Here is a 17,184-nt window from a genome sequence, read left to right as displayed (position 1 = left end):
GCTGCCTGGAGATTATTGTTTGATACAGGTGAATACTAGGCTATAGTGCCATCTTTGTGCTGACTTTTATCTCGTAGAACCCACTCAAACTATGCAAACGGTTGCTGAATCTCCAGTTCTTTCAAATCAGGGATATCAACAGGCGATCGCCATTGCAGCCACCTTCACCGCCGAGCCCATCGAAGCATCCCTCGCTTTCTGGGTAAAGGAATTGGATCTGCCGCTGTCCATTCGGATCGCACCCTACAACCAGGTTTTTCAAGAACTGCTGAATCCCACTAGCCTATTATCACAAAACCAGGGAGTCAATGTAATTCTGCTACGGTTTGAAGATTGGCGGCGCGATCAGGTAACTGGGGATGAAGCAGTTCTGATGAAAAAAGTGGAGCAAAATCTGCAAGACCTGATAGCTGCTATTCAAACCACAGTTACCCACTCTTCAACTCCCCATCTCCTCTGTCTGTGCCCGGATTCACCCACCGCCTTGGCTGTTCCTGGATGGGCTCAGTTCTGTCAGCGGCTAGAAGCGCAGATGGTTACCCAGTTGACGCAGATCAATGGTTTGTATCTGGTCACTTCCAAAGATTTTGCCCTCTATCCGGTTGAGGATTACTACGACCCTCAGCGGGACAAGTTAGGACATATTCCTTTCACGCCTCTGTTTTTCACAGCTCTCAGCACCGTACTGGCACGCAAAATCTACACCCTTAAAAGCGCTCCCTACAAAGTCATTGTGCTTGACTGTGACAATACCCTCTGGAAAGGGGTCGTGGGGGAAGATGGGGTCATGGGCATTCAGATTCCGCCAGCCTGGAAGACCCTACAGGAATTCATGGTGGCTCAACAACAGGCCGGAATGCTAATTTGCCTGTGCAGCAAGAATGTGGAACACGATGTTCTGGAGGTTTTTCAGCAGCGTTCAGAGATGCCGTTAAAGCTGGAAAATATTGTTTCCTGGCGGATCAACTGGCTACCGAAGTCTGAAAATATTCGCTCACTGGCCCAGGAGCTTAATCTGGGATTGGACAGCTTCATTTTCATGGATGACAATCCGGTGGAATGCGCTGAGATGCGGGCAAGCTGTCCAGAGGTCCTGACGCTTCAGCTACCGGGTGAGTCTGACATCCCCCGGTTTTTACAGCACGTTTGGGCGTTTGACCACCTGAAGGTGACGGAGGAAGATCGGCAACGGACAACCCTGTATAAGCAAAATATCGAACGCGATCGCTTCCAGCAGGAGGCATTGACAATTGAAGATTTCCTCGCCGGGCTGGAACTGAAAATTGAAATCTCGGAGCCATCCCCAGACCAGATCCAGCGAGTGGCTCAGTTGACTCAACGCACCAACCAGTTCAATTTCACCACCATCCGCCGCTCGGAAAGCGAAATTCAGCAGCTAGCTCAAGCAGGATTAGAGTGCTGCTGTGTCGAGGTGCGCGATCGCTTTGGAGACTACGGCCTAGTGGGCGTCATGATCTTTGGCAAAGACGCTACGGCTCTAAACATTGACACGTTTCTGTTGAGCTGTCGGGTCTTGGGGCGGGGCGTTGAACACGCCATGCTCATCCATCTGGCTAAAATTGCCCAGCAGGAGGGGCTCTCGCTGGTCAATGCCCCTTTCATTCCAACCAAAAAGAACCAGCCCGCTCTCAACTTTCTGGAAAGTGTTGCGGCTGATTACAAACAGGAAACCGAAACGGGCTTTAACTTTAGTCTGCCAACCGATGTGGCAGCGGCGGTCGCCTATTCACCCCATACAGGCGGAGCAGAGCCAGCGGCTGAAAAACCAAAGCAAGGAGCGATCGCTCCCTCAGTAGCAGAGTCACAGGTGAGCAAGTCAGAACGCTTTACGCGGATTGCAAACGAGCTATTTACACCCACTCAAGTTCTGGCACAATCCCAGTCCCAATGGCACAATGCCCGTCCCTCACTCGATCAGCCCTTCGTCGTGCCCCGCACTGAAACTGAACGATCACTGGCGGTGCTCTGGTCAGAACTGCTCCACATCGACCCTGTTGGAGTTCAGGACAACTACTTTGACCTGGGTGGCACGTCTCTTCTGGCGGTCGAACTGTTTGTCCGAATTGAAAAAGAATTTGGCAAAAAGTTTCCGCTCACCACACTGCTTGAGGCCCCCACTGTCGAACAACTCGCCAGACTGATCACAGGTACATCCAGCCTCCGTGATTCCCTGGTTCTGATTCGGGATGGGGGTTTAAAGCCTCCCGTATTCCTGGTTCATGATGGGGATGGCGAAACGATGCTTTACCGCAACCTGGCCTACCGCCTTGATCGGGCCCACAAGGTTTATGGACTCCAACCCTATGCCCAGGAAGGTTGCCCCATCCTGCATACGCGCATTCCAGAGATGGCCTCTTACTACATCGAAAAAATTCGCAGCGTCCAGCCCAAAGGACCTTACCTGTTGGGAGGAATGTGTGCTGGGGGAGTGATTGCCTTTGAAATGGCCCGTCAGTTGCAATCGCAGGGGGAGGCGATCGGCATGGTTGCCTTAATTGATGCGGCGGATGTGGAAGCACCAAAGCGAGTTGGTCGAATTGTCAGTCACCGACTGAAGCGGTTCTCTTCCATTTTTGAGCAGAAACAAACAATCAACCCTGTGGCTAAATTCCTTACTATCTTGAACAAAGTTGGACAGAAAGTGACCAATTTGCTGACCTACGAAGTTCAATCAAGGGCGACCAGAGTCTGGAATCAGTTCCGAATGAAACAGTTTAGAGCGTGTTTAGATAAGGGGGTTCCCATTCCTTCCTACCTTCACAATCTTTCGGTGCGAACGGTGTATACATATGCTGAAGCTGATTACATTCCTGAGAGTTTGCATCAGGGAGATGTACTCTTACTGAGGGCAACCGCTGGAGAGGGGACAGATGAACCCTGGATCGAGGTTTATAGTGATCCTTTCTTTGGCTGGGAGAAACGAATTACTGGAACCGTTTGCGTCTATGACATTCCAGGTGGGCACTCCAGTATGCTGCAAGAACCCAATGTAGAAGTGATGGCTGAAGTCATGCAGGACTACATTAACCGTGCCTTAACCCCTGAGTTCTCAGATGCGCCAGCACTAGTACAGCAAAACGAAAGTTGTGTTGGGGGTGCAGGGGCTCTACCCCTGCCTGGAGGCGAAGCCCCCAAACCCCCATGTTGCAAAATTTAGTGTTTGCAACACTAACAGTAGGTCGAGAATAGTCTGCTGTTTTGAAAAGAATTTTTAACCCGTTTGCCCATTTGATTTAATTCACCCTGCCTACCCTATGAATGAAGCCGTTCAGTCCAGCGAAAAGTGTCCGTTGCTGATTGTGATTGTGAACTACCGCACCGCAGACCTGACGATTAATTGTCTGCGATCGCTGGTGGAAGAGGTAAAGTCCCTACCCGGTACTCAGGTAGTAGTGGTGGATAACCCATCGGGAGATAATTCCGTTGAAAAGATTGGACGGGCGATCGCCACGGAAGGTTGGGAAGGTTGGGCATCTTTGATCGCGGCGGAACACAACGGCGGTTATGCCTCTGGTAACAACTTAGCCATTCGTCCAGCTCTGCAATCGCCAAATCCACCGGACTATTACTGGCTATTGAATCCAGATACGGTCGTTCGGCCTGGAGCATTGAAAGCACTGGTGGACTTTATTGCCCAGCGTCCTGAGGTTGGCATTGTAGGCAGCAGCTTTGAAGAAGCCGATGGCGAACCCTGGCCGATCGCGTTTCGCTTCCCAAATGTGTTGAGTGAATTAGACTCTGGTTTGCGTTTAGGCATTGTGACAAAGCTGCTCTCTCGCTGGGTAGTGGTTCAGCAAATGGGCAATGAACCAGCCCCGATTGACTGGATTCCGGGGGCCAGTATGCTTATCCGACGGGAGGTGTTTGAAGCGATCGGGTTGATGGATGAGGGGTATTTCCTTTATTTCGAAGAAACGGATTTTTGTTTGCAGGCGAAACGGGCGGGTTGGTCTTGCTGGTACGTTCCCCAAAGCCGAATCATGCATATTGCGGGACAAAGTACAGGAGTGACTGTCAGAAATGCTCGCCCAAAGCGATTGCCCCAGTATTGGTTTGATTCCCGCCGTCGCTACTTCATGAAAAACCATGGCTGGCTTTACACAGCACTGGCTGACGCCGCATGGATTGCGGGCTATTCTCTGTGGCGGTTCCGGCAACTCATTCAACAAAAACCAGATATGGATCCCCCCTATTTGTTTCAGGACTTTCTACGCAACACCGTTTTCATCAAACCGGGCATGCCTGAGTCGGACCAACCATCTAAGTTAGCAGTCAACCCATGAAGCTGCTTAACAGAGTTTTGCGAAGGCGGGCGATCGCAAACGATTTTCAATAAAATTGTTACTCCAAACTTTTTATTGGAAATGGTTTGGAGAATTCGCATGGAATTTACGTTTGAAATTTTGGGCGTTTCGCCGGTGCTGCAGTTCTTTAACTATCAGCAGGAAGTTCTAGATCACAAGCCTCAAACAGGCGTAGCCTATTTAGGGTCTTACAAGTGCACCCTGGATGCTCTGCTTGAGTCAGCCGAAACTGTGACTCCCAGTCGAGAGTGGGAACCTGAGCAGGTGGTAGAAGCGGTGATCAGTTTCTGGATGAATAATGTTGAAGCGGTGCGTCACTGGCGGCAGCAGTTAGAAAACACTGATGGGCAAAACATTCTCGTTTCGCGGTTAGCTGACTTAAAGTCGCTTCGGCTTGAGTTTGAGCGGCTGCTCAACTGTTAGAAGAGAGGGCATTAAAGGCTGCAATCATCTCTTTGGGAATGGGCTGGGGGCGCATTGTGGCGGCGTTTATCCAAACCCAGGTTGCTTCAGCGGTGACAAGCAGATCCTCCTCATCCTGACGTCGAATTTCATAGCGGCGAATGGCACGGGGGCCACGCATCTTTTCAACCCAGGTGGCAACTTCCAGCGTGTCTCCGGCAATTGCTGGACGCAGGTATTCAATTTCAATGCGACGCAAAACATAGACACCCCCCAGTTCCCGATAGCGCTCCAGGGTGAAGCCGCAGTGCTCAGAATGCTCAATCGCCGCCTGCTCCAGATAATGCTGATACACTGCATTATTCACATGGCCAAGGGGGTCCATCTCGTGATAACGGACCCGGATTTTGGTTTTGAAGGGCTGCATAGCGAGGGCATGAAGTAGAGAGTAAGAAGGGGAAGATTGTGAATGCAAATGAGAACTGCTAGATTTCCTGAGGTGAAGGAGGTGATTCAGGACGACGGCTGCGCAATTGTTTTGAAGCGTTCATTTGCGTTGTGGTCCATGACGAACACAATTTTCCAGCAACCCTGATATTTTCTAACAATATAGGTGGTGTCAAAGGAAATGATTTCGTCACCTGCTGCGGTTTCAAGTTTCCAGGTAAGGTCAGCGATCGCATGACCAGATTCATATTCACGGATTGCCAGGGTTTTGATTACAGCTTTACCAAAACCATCACTACGGTATTTTTCAAACAGAGCATCCATATGTCTGGCAGCCTGACGCAGCGAAGGAAAGTTAACCAGAAAATCAGGACTGGAGATTTGAAAAGGCTCAATATAAAATCTGCAAATGCGGGCTGTATCGCAGGCCGACAGAGCATCCCGATACTCAGCAAGGAAGCGCCGTATTTCTTCTATTTGTGACATCTCTAACTTAGTTCCCTTGCCCAGGGCACTTTCGGTTGTAATTTAGACGGTTTGTTGACTTTTACCAGTAACTTTCCTACCTGCTTTAAGTTCACATTGCCGCCACTAATGATGACCCCAATACGAGCGTTGGGTATTGATATAATTCCCTCCAACAGAGCTGAGGCTGCCACGGCTCCAGTAGGTTCTACCACAATTTTTAACCGTTCCCAGAGAAAGAACATGGTGCGAAGAATGGCGGCTTCAGAAACAGTGACCATATCGTTGACATAGTGCAACACCAGGGGAAAGGTGTACTTCCCCAGAGAAGGAGTGCGAGCACCATCTGCGACCGTATTTGGGTTGTGGACGGTTTGTAAGGTGCGACTGTGAAACGATCTCGTTGCATCATCTGCCCGCCTGGGCTCTACTCCAATCACCTGACAGGAGGGAATAAGGGCTTTTGCAGCGATTGCACACCCTGATAGCAATCCACCTCCCCCACAGCATACAAGCAATGCATCCAGGTCGCCCACCTCTTCGATCAACTCTTTCACGACGGTTCCCTGTCCTGCAATCACATGGGGATGGTCGTAGGGAGGAATCAGGGTCAACCCGCGATCGCGTGCTAGCTTTTCACCCAGTTCTTCCCGTGTTTGAATTTGACGGTTGTAAAGAATCACTTCTGCTCCATACTCACGCGTCGCTGCCAGCTTCACCGCAGGTGCATCCTCTGGCATCACGATGATGGTAGGAATGCTGAGCAACTGACCCGCCAGGGCGATCGCCTGGGCATGATTGCCTGAAGAATAGGTCAACACCCCCCGCCGCCGCTGCTCAGGTGACAGTTGCACCAGCGCATTCATTGCTCCGCGAAACTTAAAAGATCCCGTTCGTTGAAAGTTTTCGCACTTAAAAAACACCTGGCTTTGGGTCATGCGGTCAACCGTAGTGCTGGTGATGACCGGCGTGCGATGCACCTGATTCTGCGATCGGCGTGCCGCTGCTTCTACATCTATAAAAGATACAGCCAATGCAGCATCCATCGAACTATCGGCATGGGCAGGGACACTTGGGTTGGTCATTGGGAAACGAGTAAATCTCTATTTTATTTAAGGCGGTTTATTTAAGTTTATTTAAGGCGGTTTATTTAAGGCGGACTTACTGAACGTTTCGTATCATTCGTTAACCATAATTTCCCACGTTTAAGTTGAAATGACTGAACATAAAGGAGAGGGAAAGTGTCTATGCCAACCGATTCCCATCTCGGCAAATCTCGCTGTTTAGTCACGTTCTTTTGCCACCCTAATGAGGATGCCGCGATCGCCTGTCACCCACCTGCCAGAGTTGCGAGTAACCAGCCCTGTATCCACCCATTTCTGCTGGAGACTATTTGTTGAATCGGTTACAGGCGACCTATTGAAACAGAATGTCAAATTCATCCAATCGGGTGAAACAGACCTATCCATTTGGATGGCGAAATAGTACTGCCTTTCAGGCGAATCTAGAAGCATCGTCAAGCCCCATTTGCGGATGCATTACGCTATGAAGACCAGCAACAGTAATCCTCACTCTCAACTGACAATTAGGCAAATCCTCAACCGCGTCCTTGCAACGGGTAAGATCACTCGGGCCGATGAAATGTTTTTCTTAAGGATGCTAGCCAGTGGCGCATCGCTCGATGAACGTGAGATGGATATGGTCAGCGATGTTTTAGATCGCCTGCAAATGGGTTTATTGAAAGTTGCAGACTAGTAGTCCGTCAAGATAAATTTGAGGATAACTCAAATCTACAAAACCCAATTCTCAGGTGTTTTGAAGGTCTTCAACCCATCAAAACAGTCCTGAAAGACCACTAGTAGTGTTGCAAACACTAAATTTTGCACATGGAGGTTTGGGAGCGAAGCCCCCAAACAGGGGTGAAACCCCTGCACCCCGATGCTTTGCTGTACCAGTAAAAGTTGTAACCAGCAACTCTAGATGTTAATAAATGTAAAGTGGAGCTGACGGGAGTCGAACCCGTGTCCGTCCTGGGTATTAGTACACCGCTCATTCACAGGTTTAGCTTCTCTTACCCTCGAAGCGGGAACCGTCCCTTATCCCGGACGGTGGGATGCTCTGGTAAAGTCTTAGCCAGATACCGACCAGAGGCGGTGGTCTAGCGCATCCGTTGGGGGTTGGTCTGTAATCCTTAACGGAGTCAGATTACAGACGCTCGAACCAAATTAGAGGTTGTTAGGCAACTGCAACAGCAGCTTGCTTACGAGCAAAAGGAACGATGTTGTTTGCATCTATTTTTTTGAGCCTGTATTTACGAGAGGTACTCACTCTCGACCTGCATCACGGGGTATCGTTCGCCAGAACGTCGAAACCGGTACAGCCCCATGTTTCTTCTCATTATAGCGCTAGCGCTTTGCGAAAGGGTAGATGAGTGGGGCTTATCCCTCTTGCGCCTCTTCAGCCCCTATTTGGGAGCAAGTGTCTGTCCGGTTTCGCTATCGAACAGATGGATCTTATCGGGTGCCAGGGAGAGCCACAGTTGTTCGCCCATGCGGATGGGGCGATCGCTCTCAATCCGGGCTTGCAAGGAAGGAAGAGTTGGATCGGCCCCAGCCAGCCGAACAAATAAATAGGTTTCGCTGCCAAGCGCTTCGACCAGCTCTACTTGAACAGGTAAATTTTTAGGCGCAGGTGGACTGATATTGAGGTGTTCTGGACGAATACCAAGGGTTAATGTCCGCCCATCGTAACGTTGGAGAGACACAGCCCAGGTTTCGGGTAAGGTCAGGCGAAATTGGGGATGGGTAATAAGCAGGGGAGACTTAAATTGAACTGGCAGAAAGTTCATGGGTGGGGAACCAATGAATTCAGCAACAAAGCGATTGGCTGGACGGTTGTATAGTTCCAGCGGAGAAGCAATTTGCTGGATTTGCCCTGCATTCATGACGGCAATACGATCGCCCATCGTCATGGCTTCTGTCTGGTCGTGGGTGACATAAATGGTGGTAGTTCCCAGACGCCGCTGGAGCTTGACGATTTGCGATCGCGTTTCTGCCCGCAGCTTGGCATCCAGGTTAGACAGCGGCTCATCCATCAGAAATACCTGGGGGTAGCGGGCCATCGCTCGTCCCAGGGCTACCCGCTGTTTCTGTCCTCCCGAAAGCTGTTTTGGCAGTCGGTTCAAAAACGGTTCAATCTGAAGAATTTGAGCCACCTCTCGCACCCGCTGCTCAATCACCTTTTCTCGGTCTGACTGGTACCGCAGTCCCTTGGGTAATTTGCGAGTAGAAACAATCAACAGATTTTCAGCCCAGAGGGGAAGTGAGGGGTGAGGGGTATTCTGACTCCTTTCACCTTTCGCCTTTTGACTCTCCCCTTCTGGTTCTTGGCTCCCTTTCATTGTTCTCCGTAGCCCAAAGGCCAGGTTGTCGTACACAGTCATGTGGGGATAGAGCGCGTAATTTTGAAACACCATGGCGATATCACGCTCTTTGGGCGGCAGGTCATTAATCAGGCGATCGCCGACGTAGATATTGCCCCCCGTGAGTTCTTCTAGCCCTGCAATTAACCGCAACAGGGTACTTTTTCCGCAGCCAGAAGGGCCCACCAGCACCATGAATTCCCCATCCTGAACTGTGAGGTTAATGGCGCGTAATACAGCCGTGGGATGGGAACCAGAAGAGACGCCAGCTCGATTGTCGTCTGACTCTCGACTCCCACGCTGAAAACTTTTGTAGACGTTTTCTAGAACAACCTGTGCCACGGCAATTAATTTGACGCTATTGATGGGGAGTATGAAGTAGGGAGTGGGGAGTAATGGAGTGATGGAGTGATGGAGTAATGGATGTAAAGAGCAACCACCCCTTCACTCCTCTACCCAATCGGAGTTGCTGAATTTGGGTATGAAATAGGTGCTGTATGCTCGAAACTTCGTTTCGATTCATGCTGCTTTTCAGCAACGCCACCCAATCACCCGATCACCCCTCACTTCTCTCTAATAACTCACTATCAGATGATTAGCTTACTACTGTTTCTCTCAAATCGGGGGGATGTAAGTTAACAATCATTCCAAATTGTAACAATCATTCCAAATTGGAGCCACTTGGCTGTATGTACGCCTAAGATTGGAATGTTTTGGCTGGATTCTCTCTGAATGCTGTCAATTTATTGGTTCTGTTTTGCCATTGGTGGGGGGGGTGTCCTGCTTGCGGTTCTGGGTGGGCTGGATGGAGCCGATTATGATATTCATTTTGATACTGACTTCGACACGTCGATTGACTCAGATGTTGAACTGACCGATCCGGGCGATCGCAAAGATGCGAATCCTTGGCTCCTCAAACCCCATCGGTCAAGTGTCTGGCTGTTTTTCATTGGCATTCTCAAAAGCCTCAAGTTCTGGACGTTTGGTCTTTGCTTCTTTGGTCTGACGGGGCTGGTATTATCCCAATTTTTCCTGTCAGGCTTGTTGGTGGCGATCGCCGCTGCCGGAATGGGCATTCTTTGTGGAGCATTAATTTCAGGAATCCTTCAGGCACTCCGACAGCGACAGGTGAATAGCTGAAGTGAACCCTTAGATTCGGACAGAAGATCGAAGACTTTAAGGAAGTTTTTTCTTTTATATCACATTCTTCTTTTGTTGTTCATGCCATCTCTTTTCATATTCATCTGGTGTTAGATATCCTAATGACGAATGTATTCTCTTGTTCATATATACATTCTCCAAAAACTGCTCAATCTGTTCATACGCTTCTGTGAAATTGCGATACTCTGACAAGTCAACTTCTTCCTCTTTGATCGTTCTCATCAGTCGCTCTGCATACCCGTTCTGCCATGCCTGCCCCACTTCCGCCATGCTTAGCTTAACCCCGTGCTGTTGCAGCAATCTTACATACTCGTTTGCCGCATACTGCACGCCCTGATCGGTATGATGGATTTCCGGTCGTCCCCTCACTAGCCCCTTGTTCAAGGCAGTGATCGTTAAGCTCACATCCATGCTTCTTGCCAAATGCCAACCCCGAATGTTGCGCGTAAACACATCCATCAACACAGCCAAATACACAAACTCCTGTTGCAGCCTGATGTATGTAATATCTCCCACCCAAACCTGATCCGGTCGCTCGATCGCTAAATTCATTACCAGGTTGGGATACCGCTTGAATTCGTGGTTGCTGTTGGTGGTGCGTTTTCGCTTGACCGGAGGTTCGCCCGCCAATCCTAACTCCCGCATCAATCGAGCTACCCGCTTGTGGTTGACCTCATGTCCCTGTCGTTTCAGCATTGCGGTGATGCGACGATAGCCATATGTTGGGTGTTGCCCACAGAGCTTGACGATGGCAGTTTTGATCTCGATTTCGTCTTTTGCAGGCTGTGGTTCGTAGTAGACCTGACTGCGCGGGTAGTTCAACACCTCACATACTGTTGCAATGGGATACGTCTGGCTGAAGTGCATTACCGCCTCCCGTTTTTGTCCAGGCTCAAGTAACTCGATGCTTTTTTTGCAATCTCAAGCTGTACCGTCAACTGTCCCACCAGTCGCTCTAGCTCAGCGATCTTCTGTTCCTGCTCACTGCCCGCTTCACCCCGCTCAAAAATGCTCGGTGCTTGTTCCAGAAATTCTTTGCGCCAGCGGTTCAGTACATTCGCGTTCAATTTGTGCGCTCGACACAAATCGCTCGATGTTTTCTCGCCACTGAGCACTTGCAGGACGACTTTTGCTTTGAATTCTGCGCTGTATTGACGACGCTTTGCTGCCATAATTGCCCCTCTCAAGAACAAGGATACTACTCTTAGCCTCCTGTCCGAAAATTGGGGGCATTTCAAGCCTAGTGCGGGCCAGCGACCTGGTAGGGTTGACTGGAACGGTTGAACTTCCCTTTGATGCGACGAGTCGAGGCAAAGTGCGGCTCCTGGTGAAGGGCACAATGGTAAATTTTACTGCCTACACCGATGAGGCAAAGGAGTTCGGTTTGGGTGAGCAGGTACTGGTTGTTAGCACAGAGCAAAATCGCCTCTGGGTTGTCTCGACTGATAATCTCGACCAATCCTCAGAGGTTTCCAGGGAAAACCGATCTCAACGTTTGAAGGAAGAGCGTGAGTCATGAGGCTCGTCGTAATAGGAGTTTTTCTCAAATTCCTTGATATTGATATGAATAACTCAACGATCAAAACAGAACCCAAGTTTATTAGCCGACTCGAACAAGATGGCGTAGTGGTTCAGATAGCCCAGGTGAGCGCTGAGCCATATCCTCCCGTCCAAAAAATGGATGTGGGGTCGTTTGCGGCCGCCCTGCCCTTTGCCCTTACCTTCTTCGGATTGGTGTTACTCATCTGGTTCATCAACAGCTTCATGCAAATTTGTAACCCTAATGAGATCATGATTTTGTCGGGACGCAAACATCGAACTAAAGATGGCCAGGAGGTAGGGTATCGGGTCATTTTTGGCGGGCGCACAATTGTGATTCCCATTCTGGAAACGGTGGAACGGATGGATCTGACCACGATGCCCGTTCCGGTAGAGGTCAAAAACGCTTATTCCAAAGGCGGCACGCCCCTCCATATTCAGGCGATCGCGAATGTCAAAATCTCCAGCGATCCAGAAATTGTGGGTAATGCGATTGAACGATTTTTGGGACGCGATCGTTCCGAGATTGCCGCTGTGGCACGGGAAACGCTGGAAGGCAACCTGCGCGGCGTCGTGGCGCTCCTTACACCTGAACAGGTTAACGAAGACCGGCTTCAGTTTGCCGAACGCATCGCCCAGGATGTCTCTCGTGACCTCGCCAAACTCGGCTTGCAACTGGATACCCTCAAAATTCAAAGCGTCACAGACGATATGGACTACCTCCGCTCCATCGGACGGAAGCGCATCGCCCAGATCGTGCGAGATGCAGAAATTGCGGAAGCTGAAGCCCTGAGTCAGGCTGAAAAAATTGTGTCCGAGTGTCAGCAACAGGCGGAGGTTGCGAAGTCTCAGGCACTGGCCATCATTCAGCAAAAGCAAAACGAACTTCGCAAAATCAAAGCCGAACTGGAACAACAGGCCCGTTCAGAAGAAGAACGCACCATCGCTGCTGAAAAAGAAGCTAGAGCCAAAGCTGAACAACAACTCCAGACCGTGCGGGCAGAGCTAGAACGCCTGCGTTTGGAAGCGGATAAGGTGTTACCCGCAGAGGCCGACAAACAGGCGAAAACCCTTCAGGCAAGAGGATCGGCAGCAATCCTGGCAGAAAATGCCAAAGCCGCTGCAATGGTGAACGATATGCTATCTAAAGTCTGGCAAAAGACAGGGGTGGATGCTTCGGAACTGTTTTTGATCCAGCAAATTGAGATGGTACTTCAGGAAGCGGCGAAGATTCCCAAACGCATGAATTTAGAGCAGGTGAATGTGATTGACACCGGCAATGGCAAATCACTGACAACGCTAGTCAACGTTTACCCCGAAATTGTTCGTCAGTTTCTGCAACATGTGGATCAAACCCTGGGCATTGATGTGGCGGCAACGTTGAACCGCCGAAACGAACATCAGGATAGTCATTAACGGATTTTTTTCAAGTAAGAAAAGGGTTTGGAGGCATTATGATTGAGGCGATCGTGGCTTTATTAGCCATTTTGGGAGTAGGTACCGGTGCAGGCGTTTTTGTTATCCGCAACCTGTACTACATTTGTCAGCCCAATGAGATTCTGATTTTTGCTGGAGGTTCCCGCGAATTGGCGGACGGTCGCCGGGTGGGATACCGTCTGGTGAAAGGAGGGAGTGGCGTTCGCATCCCGTTGCTGGAGCGGGCATTGCGCATGGATTTAAGCAACATGATTATCAACCTGAAGGTGGCGAACGCCTACTCGAAGGGCGGCATTCCCCTGACGGTTGAAGGGGTAGCCAATATCAAAATTGCCGGGGAAGAACCGGCCATTCACAACGCGATCGAGCGTCTGCTCGGCAAAAGCCGTCAGGAAATTGAACAGATGGCCAAAGAAACCCTGGAGGGAAATCTACGGGGTGTGCTTGCCAGCCTCACGCCAGAGCAGGTTAATGAAGATAAAATTGCCTTTGCCAAAAGTCTGCTGGATGAAGCCGAAGACGATCTGGAAAAGCTGGGGTTAGTGTTAGACACCCTCCAGATTCAGAACATTTCCGATGATGTTCGTTATCTCGACTCTATTGGGCGCAAGCAGCAAGCCGATTTGCTCAGAGACGCCCGCATCGCCGAAGCCAAAGCCAAGGCCGAATCTGCCATCCAAACCGCAGAAAACCAGAAGATTACTGAACTCAGTCGCCTTGATCGCGATATTGGCATTTCCCGCGCCGAGGCCGATCGCCGCATCAAAGATGCTATGACGAAACGAGATGCTGTCATTGCCGAAGCGATCGCTGAAATCGCTTCTGAACTTGCCCGTATTCAGGCCGAAGTGCCCGTTCAGCAAGAACGGATTAAGCAGGTCGAGCAACAACTTCAGGCGGATGTAATTGCCCCTGCGGAAGCCGACTGCAAGCAAGCGATCGCCCGTGCCCAGGGGAACGCTGCCCGCATTATTGAGGATGGCAAAGCCCGCGCCGAAGGAACGCTGCGTCTGGCGGAATCCTGGAAAACGGCGGGTGCCAATGCTCGTGATATCTTCCTGCTCCAACGCCTGGAAACATTACTGCGGACCCTCACCTCCGCCGTCCCCGATATTACCGTTCACAATGTCACTGTAGTCGATACCAACCAGGGGAATAATGCTGTCAAAGCCGCCAGCTTCATTGAGCAATTGAAGCAAACTACGGGGATTGATCTGGCTCAGGTTGTCCAGAACCTATCGGATACCTCATACAAACAATTACCAGCCCCAACTCAAAATCTGAATGATAACCAGGAAGACTCTCAGAGTTAGGACTCTTACAAAAAGAACTTGAGTAACTAAGCAGGCCTTCTCGGCACAATTCGATAGTTTCATTCACCATGAAATTGACACCGCTCAATGACAATGGCATCGAATTGCTTATCGGTAACCTCAATGCCTGTGGGATAGTGATTGTCATCGAGTTGAGCATGAACCTCTAAGCCTGCTTGAGTCATAGTGTTGCTCGTCCAGTCAATCACCGTTTCTAAATCGATAAATCGATCAAGGGTCGTCCTTGCCAGTTGGGGCGTGATGTGACAGAACAAGCGGTGTTCAATTTGATACCAATTTCAATAGGATTACAGATAGGGCATCGAGAATGAAAGCGTATCCTGTGACAGAAGCAACGATTTCACATGTTCACGCAGCTAGCAATTGGTCAACTTTGTCTTGGCGTGGGTCAAGGGTTTTGAATGCAGCCCACTTGAGATCAACCCTGTAGTTTTCCCACAGGCGTTCAATCGGATTGAACTCTGGAGAGTAAGGCGGTTGCAACAACAAAATGACATTGTCTGGGACCACAAGATCTTGGCGGGTGTGAAACCGTCCATTATCGACTTCAAGAAGGTTGAGCCTATTGGGATTAGCTTAGAAAACGCCTCTAAAAACCACTGGTAAAACCGGGTATCGACATGAGAAAATTGCAACCAGGAAATCTCTCCGCTACCAAATTTAACCGTTCCATAGAGCAAAATGCTTGGAATAATCGCTGCTATGGTCCAATCGGCTTCACCCCCCCAGTTGTAATCCCTCGTCCAATTAGGGTTTTGAGTCCAAAGCGACTCTCATCTTGAACAAAAGTAGCCCAGATCCAGCCGAATCCACTAGGGCAAGGGACGCAACAACCCACTTTACGCTGGATTTTCCAGTGTTTTATGGCCGTCCACTATGTGAGACTGAATGGGGTGAAGCAAGGGGTGAATTTAACGGATGAGCGGAGTTGGATTCTCCAGTTTTTGGGTTCTACCTGTCGGTATTACTACTTGCTCTTGTTCCTCTTGTGCCAGCTCTTGTTCCTCTTGTGCCAGTTGGAAATGTGGAATGTGGGGTGAATCATTACTTGTGTAGCACTGCCCATAGCCCTTTTGGGTCACAAGCAATCTAGAGATTTGTCAAAACACCTTGGAAATGGATCTTATGGATTTGAGCTACCCTTCAAATCTATCCTGACAGAATACTAGACTAACAGAATACTAGACCAGCTAGTGATGAAGTTGGGAGGTGGTGGTGTCACCGAATTGGGGAATACCCCCTCACTCTTACTTACTCCCCATCCCGCTCCCCTTTTCCAGACCAACCCTATTCGATTTCTCTTGCTTACGGTAGGTTAGTAGCAGCGTCCATTCATTATTATAGCGGTAGTCATTATGGTTAGGATGGGGTGCAGGGGTGGAACCCCTGGCTGGGGGCGAAGCCCCTACTCCCTCTCTAATTCCAATGTCCTAATGCACCCGCGTAGAGCTATACCATGTCAGTCAGTCTTCCAACTGTCCTTGCACTTGATTTTGATGGAGTTCTTTGCGATGGGTTGAAAGAGTATTTTCAAACGGCGTGGCAAGCTTACAGAAACCTCTGGCATTTAGGTGATCAACCACCTCCTGAGGGGGTAGCGGAGCGATTTTATCGCCTGCGTCCAGTGGTGGAGACTGGATGGGAAATGCCAGTCGTATTACGAGCAATAGAGTTAGGCATTTCGGATGAGGACGTTTTGCAGAATTGGGGAGCCATTGCTCAGAAAATTGTGCAGAAGGAGAATTTGGAGCCTGCCCGGTTAGCGAGTGAGGTTGATGGGGTGCGCGATCGCTGGATAGCTTCCAATCTGGATAGCTGGCTAGCAGAGCACCGCTGCTATCCCGGTGTGATTGATCGCCTCAAGATCGTACTATCCAACCCAATTCATACCATCATCATCAGCACTAAAGAAAAGAGATTCATCGAAAAACTCTTACACCAGCAAGGTGTAGATCTGACTCATCTCCGCATTTATGGCAAAGAAATGCAGCGTCCAAAGCATCAGATTTTGCGAGAACTGATGTTGGAATACGGCAGGGATGAAGTTTTCTGGTTTGTTGAAGATCGACTCAAAACATTGCAGGCTATTCAAAAACAATCCGACTTGCAGGGAGTGCTTCTATTCCTGGCTGACTGGGGCTACAACACGCCAACGGATCGAGAAGTTGCAGAAGGAGATCCAACTATCCATCGAATCTCGATAGAGCAATTTAGCCAGGACTTTGATACCTGGCTGTGAAATTCAACAGTTTCTTTCGTGCTGTAGGTTTATTCTAGATGGAAGGATAAGCAACGGCGATACTACCTTCGCCCAAAACTTCATCTGTGAATCCGTACTTTCTCCCTGGTGAACTCATCGACTCAGTGAGTACCAATTGATGAGTTTTTCGAACGATCGTGATAATCCCAGGTAAACTCCAGCACCTGACCTATGGCAATCTCCTTCCGGGTTTGAGATTGCCTTTATCATCATAGATATATAGGTGTAAGTGCGATTGGATAACAACTGGTTATTGATGCCTGTTTGATAATTGAGTCGATTGCCATTGGCATCATACTGATAACTGTCCTGATAACTGTCATCTGTGAGAGTTGAATGGTCTGTTCCAGTACTCCACCTGATGCGCAAATACCATTTGAAAAGATTTATGAG

General features: G+C 49.6%; 16 protein-coding genes, 1 other RNA gene and 2 pseudogenes. 11 read left to right on the top strand and 8 right to left on the bottom strand.

Translation table 11 applies throughout. The annotated features are described in order from the left end of the window. Window positions 1–91 precede the first annotated feature (91 nt). From P4D80_RS15855 to P4D80_RS15845, 3 genes are all read left to right on the top strand, one after another. Window positions 92–3,178, top strand: coding sequence for an HAD-IIIC family phosphatase (locus P4D80_RS15855; protein ID WP_421654967.1), 3,087 nt, complete (start codon window positions 92–94; stop codon window positions 3,176–3,178). Between the two features lie 97 nt (window positions 3,179–3,275). Continuing rightward, window positions 3,276–4,304 (top strand): glycosyltransferase family 2 protein, encoded by a 1,029-nt coding sequence (locus P4D80_RS15850; RefSeq protein ID WP_421654966.1) that lies wholly within the window; start codon window positions 3,276–3,278, stop codon window positions 4,302–4,304. A 99-nt stretch (window positions 4,305–4,403) separates the two neighbouring features. Continuing rightward, on the top strand, window positions 4,404–4,748 hold the full coding sequence (locus P4D80_RS15845; protein ID WP_421654965.1) for a hypothetical protein: 345 nt from the start codon (window positions 4,404–4,406) through the stop codon (window positions 4,746–4,748). Here P4D80_RS15845 and P4D80_RS15840 read toward each other — a convergent pair. The 3 genes from P4D80_RS15840 to P4D80_RS15830 all read right to left on the bottom strand — a co-directional run bounded on the left by P4D80_RS15840 (window position 4,738) and on the right by P4D80_RS15830 (window position 6,724). Continuing rightward, window positions 4,738–5,154, bottom strand: a complete 417-nt coding sequence (locus tag P4D80_RS15840) for an acyl-CoA thioesterase (RefSeq protein WP_421654964.1) — start codon at window positions 5,152–5,154, stop codon at window positions 4,738–4,740. The two genes, P4D80_RS15845 and P4D80_RS15840, sit on opposite strands and share 11 nt — an antisense overlap. An 86-nt stretch (window positions 5,155–5,240) precedes the next feature. Further along, window positions 5,241–5,660 (bottom strand): nuclear transport factor 2 family protein, encoded by a 420-nt coding sequence (locus tag P4D80_RS15835; RefSeq protein WP_421654963.1) that lies wholly within the window; start codon window positions 5,658–5,660, stop codon window positions 5,241–5,243. 2 nt (window positions 5,661–5,662) lie between these two features. Beyond that, the gene (locus tag P4D80_RS15830) at window positions 5,663–6,724 is read right to left on the bottom strand and encodes a threo-3-hydroxy-L-aspartate ammonia-lyase (RefSeq protein WP_421654962.1); all 1,062 of its coding nucleotides are present in this window, start codon (window positions 6,722–6,724) and stop codon (window positions 5,663–5,665) included. Window positions 6,725–6,886: 162 nt separating this feature from the next. Between P4D80_RS15830 and P4D80_RS15825 the strand changes: the two genes are divergently transcribed. Together P4D80_RS15825 and P4D80_RS15820 are read left to right on the top strand one after the other, a co-directional pair. Then, entirely contained in the window at window positions 6,887–7,039 is a 153-nt protein-coding gene (locus P4D80_RS15825) for a hypothetical protein (RefSeq protein WP_421654961.1), read from the top strand. A gap of 145 nt (window positions 7,040–7,184) precedes the next feature. Beyond that, window positions 7,185–7,394 carry a hypothetical protein gene (locus P4D80_RS15820; RefSeq protein ID WP_421654960.1) on the top strand — a complete coding sequence of 70 codons (210 nt, stop codon included), beginning with the start codon at window positions 7,185–7,187 and terminating at the stop codon, window positions 7,392–7,394. A 240-nt stretch (window positions 7,395–7,634) separates the two neighbouring features. On the opposite strand, the gene ssrA is transcribed toward P4D80_RS15820, so the two are convergent. Together ssrA and P4D80_RS15810 are read right to left on the bottom strand one after the other, a co-directional pair. Beyond that, window positions 7,635–8,023: a transfer-messenger RNA gene (ssrA, locus tag P4D80_RS15815) on the bottom strand. 80 nt (window positions 8,024–8,103) lie between these two features. After that, complete coding sequence (locus tag P4D80_RS15810) at window positions 8,104–9,402, bottom strand: ABC transporter ATP-binding protein (RefSeq protein WP_421654959.1); 1,299 nt, start codon at window positions 9,400–9,402, stop codon at window positions 8,104–8,106. 390 nt (window positions 9,403–9,792) lie between these two features. Between P4D80_RS15810 and P4D80_RS15805 the strand changes: the two genes are divergently transcribed. Then, window positions 9,793–10,200, top strand: a complete 408-nt coding sequence (locus P4D80_RS15805) for a hypothetical protein (protein WP_421654958.1) — start codon at window positions 9,793–9,795, stop codon at window positions 10,198–10,200. Between the two features lie 54 nt (window positions 10,201–10,254). On the opposite strand, the gene P4D80_RS15800 is transcribed toward P4D80_RS15805, so the two are convergent. Further along, window positions 10,255–11,393 (bottom strand): IS3 family transposase gene (locus tag P4D80_RS15800; protein WP_421654957.1). Its coding sequence is split into 2 segments (ribosomal slippage): window positions 10,255–11,138 and window positions 11,138–11,393, totalling 1,140 coding nucleotides; the frame shifts between segments, so codons are not numbered across the junction. Between the two features lie 71 nt (window positions 11,394–11,464). On the opposite strand from P4D80_RS15800, the gene P4D80_RS15795 reads away from it, so the two are divergent. The 3 genes from P4D80_RS15795 to P4D80_RS15785 are packed head-to-tail and all read left to right on the top strand — an operon-like array spanning window position 11,465 to window position 14,510. Further along, on the top strand, window positions 11,465–11,740 hold the full coding sequence (locus P4D80_RS15795; RefSeq protein ID WP_421654956.1) for a hypothetical protein: 276 nt from the start codon (window positions 11,465–11,467) through the stop codon (window positions 11,738–11,740). 44 nt (window positions 11,741–11,784) lie between these two features. Continuing rightward, the gene (locus tag P4D80_RS15790; RefSeq protein ID WP_421654955.1) at window positions 11,785–13,176 is read left to right on the top strand and encodes a flotillin family protein; all 1,392 of its coding nucleotides are present in this window, start codon (window positions 11,785–11,787) and stop codon (window positions 13,174–13,176) included. Window positions 13,177–13,214: 38 nt separating this feature from the next. Then, entirely contained in the window at window positions 13,215–14,510 is a 1,296-nt protein-coding gene (locus P4D80_RS15785; protein ID WP_421654954.1) for a flotillin family protein, read from the top strand. Between the two features lie 59 nt (window positions 14,511–14,569). On the opposite strand, the gene P4D80_RS15780 is transcribed toward P4D80_RS15785, so the two are convergent. Together P4D80_RS15780 and P4D80_RS15775 are read right to left on the bottom strand one after the other, a co-directional pair. Continuing rightward, on the bottom strand, window positions 14,570–14,797 hold the full coding sequence (locus P4D80_RS15780; RefSeq protein ID WP_421659547.1) for an ISAzo13-like element transposase-related protein: 228 nt from the start codon (window positions 14,795–14,797) through the stop codon (window positions 14,570–14,572). Window positions 14,798–14,879: 82 nt separating this feature from the next. Next, a pseudogene (locus P4D80_RS15775) lies at window positions 14,880–15,065 on the bottom strand (transposase); the annotation flags it as partial. A 272-nt stretch (window positions 15,066–15,337) separates the two neighbouring features. On the opposite strand from P4D80_RS15775, the pseudogene P4D80_RS15770 reads away from it, so the two are divergent. Next, window positions 15,338–15,508: pseudogene (locus tag P4D80_RS15770) on the top strand (IS1634 family transposase); the annotation flags it as partial. Between the two features lie 479 nt (window positions 15,509–15,987). Next, window positions 15,988–16,770: an HAD family hydrolase gene (locus P4D80_RS15765; protein WP_421654953.1), complete on the top strand. Its 783-nt coding sequence runs from the start codon at window positions 15,988–15,990 to the stop codon at window positions 16,768–16,770. The last annotated feature ends 414 nt before the right edge of the window (window positions 16,771–17,184 follow it).

The sequence above is a fragment of the Leptothermofonsia sp. ETS-13 genome (assembly GCF_049200465.1).
GTDB lineage: Bacteria > Cyanobacteriota > Cyanobacteriia > Leptolyngbyales > Leptolyngbyaceae > Leptothermofonsia.
Note: the sequence above shows the minus strand (reverse complement) of the source record. Positions and strands in the feature narration are given on the sequence as shown.

Bases quoted from the DNA above. Each gene is read 5' to 3' on its own strand.
- P4D80_RS15825 (WP_421654961.1), top strand. From the start codon at position 6,887: ATGCCAACCGATTCCCATCTCGGCAAATCTCGCTGTTTAGTCACGTTC.
- P4D80_RS15820 (WP_421654960.1), top strand. From the start codon at position 7,185: ATGAAGACCAGCAACAGTAATCCTCACTCTCAACTGACAATTAGGCAA.
- P4D80_RS15805 (WP_421654958.1), top strand. From the start codon at position 9,793: ATGCTGTCAATTTATTGGTTCTGTTTTGCCATTGGTGGGGGGGGTGTC.
- P4D80_RS15855 (WP_421654967.1), top strand. From the start codon at position 92: ATGCAAACGGTTGCTGAATCTCCAGTTCTTTCAAATCAGGGATATCAA.
- P4D80_RS15845 (WP_421654965.1), top strand. From the start codon at position 4,404: ATGGAATTTACGTTTGAAATTTTGGGCGTTTCGCCGGTGCTGCAGTTC.
- P4D80_RS15850 (WP_421654966.1), top strand. From the start codon at position 3,276: ATGAATGAAGCCGTTCAGTCCAGCGAAAAGTGTCCGTTGCTGATTGTG.
- P4D80_RS15765 (WP_421654953.1), top strand. From the start codon at position 15,988: ATGTCAGTCAGTCTTCCAACTGTCCTTGCACTTGATTTTGATGGAGTT.
- P4D80_RS15840 (WP_421654964.1), bottom strand. From the start codon at position 5,154: ATGCAGCCCTTCAAAACCAAAATCCGGGTCCGTTATCACGAGATGGAC.
- P4D80_RS15785 (WP_421654954.1), top strand. From the start codon at position 13,215: ATGATTGAGGCGATCGTGGCTTTATTAGCCATTTTGGGAGTAGGTACC.
- P4D80_RS15835 (WP_421654963.1), bottom strand. From the start codon at position 5,660: ATGTCACAAATAGAAGAAATACGGCGCTTCCTTGCTGAGTATCGGGAT.
- P4D80_RS15790 (WP_421654955.1), top strand. From the start codon at position 11,785: ATGAATAACTCAACGATCAAAACAGAACCCAAGTTTATTAGCCGACTC.
- P4D80_RS15830 (WP_421654962.1), bottom strand. From the start codon at position 6,724: ATGACCAACCCAAGTGTCCCTGCCCATGCCGATAGTTCGATGGATGCT.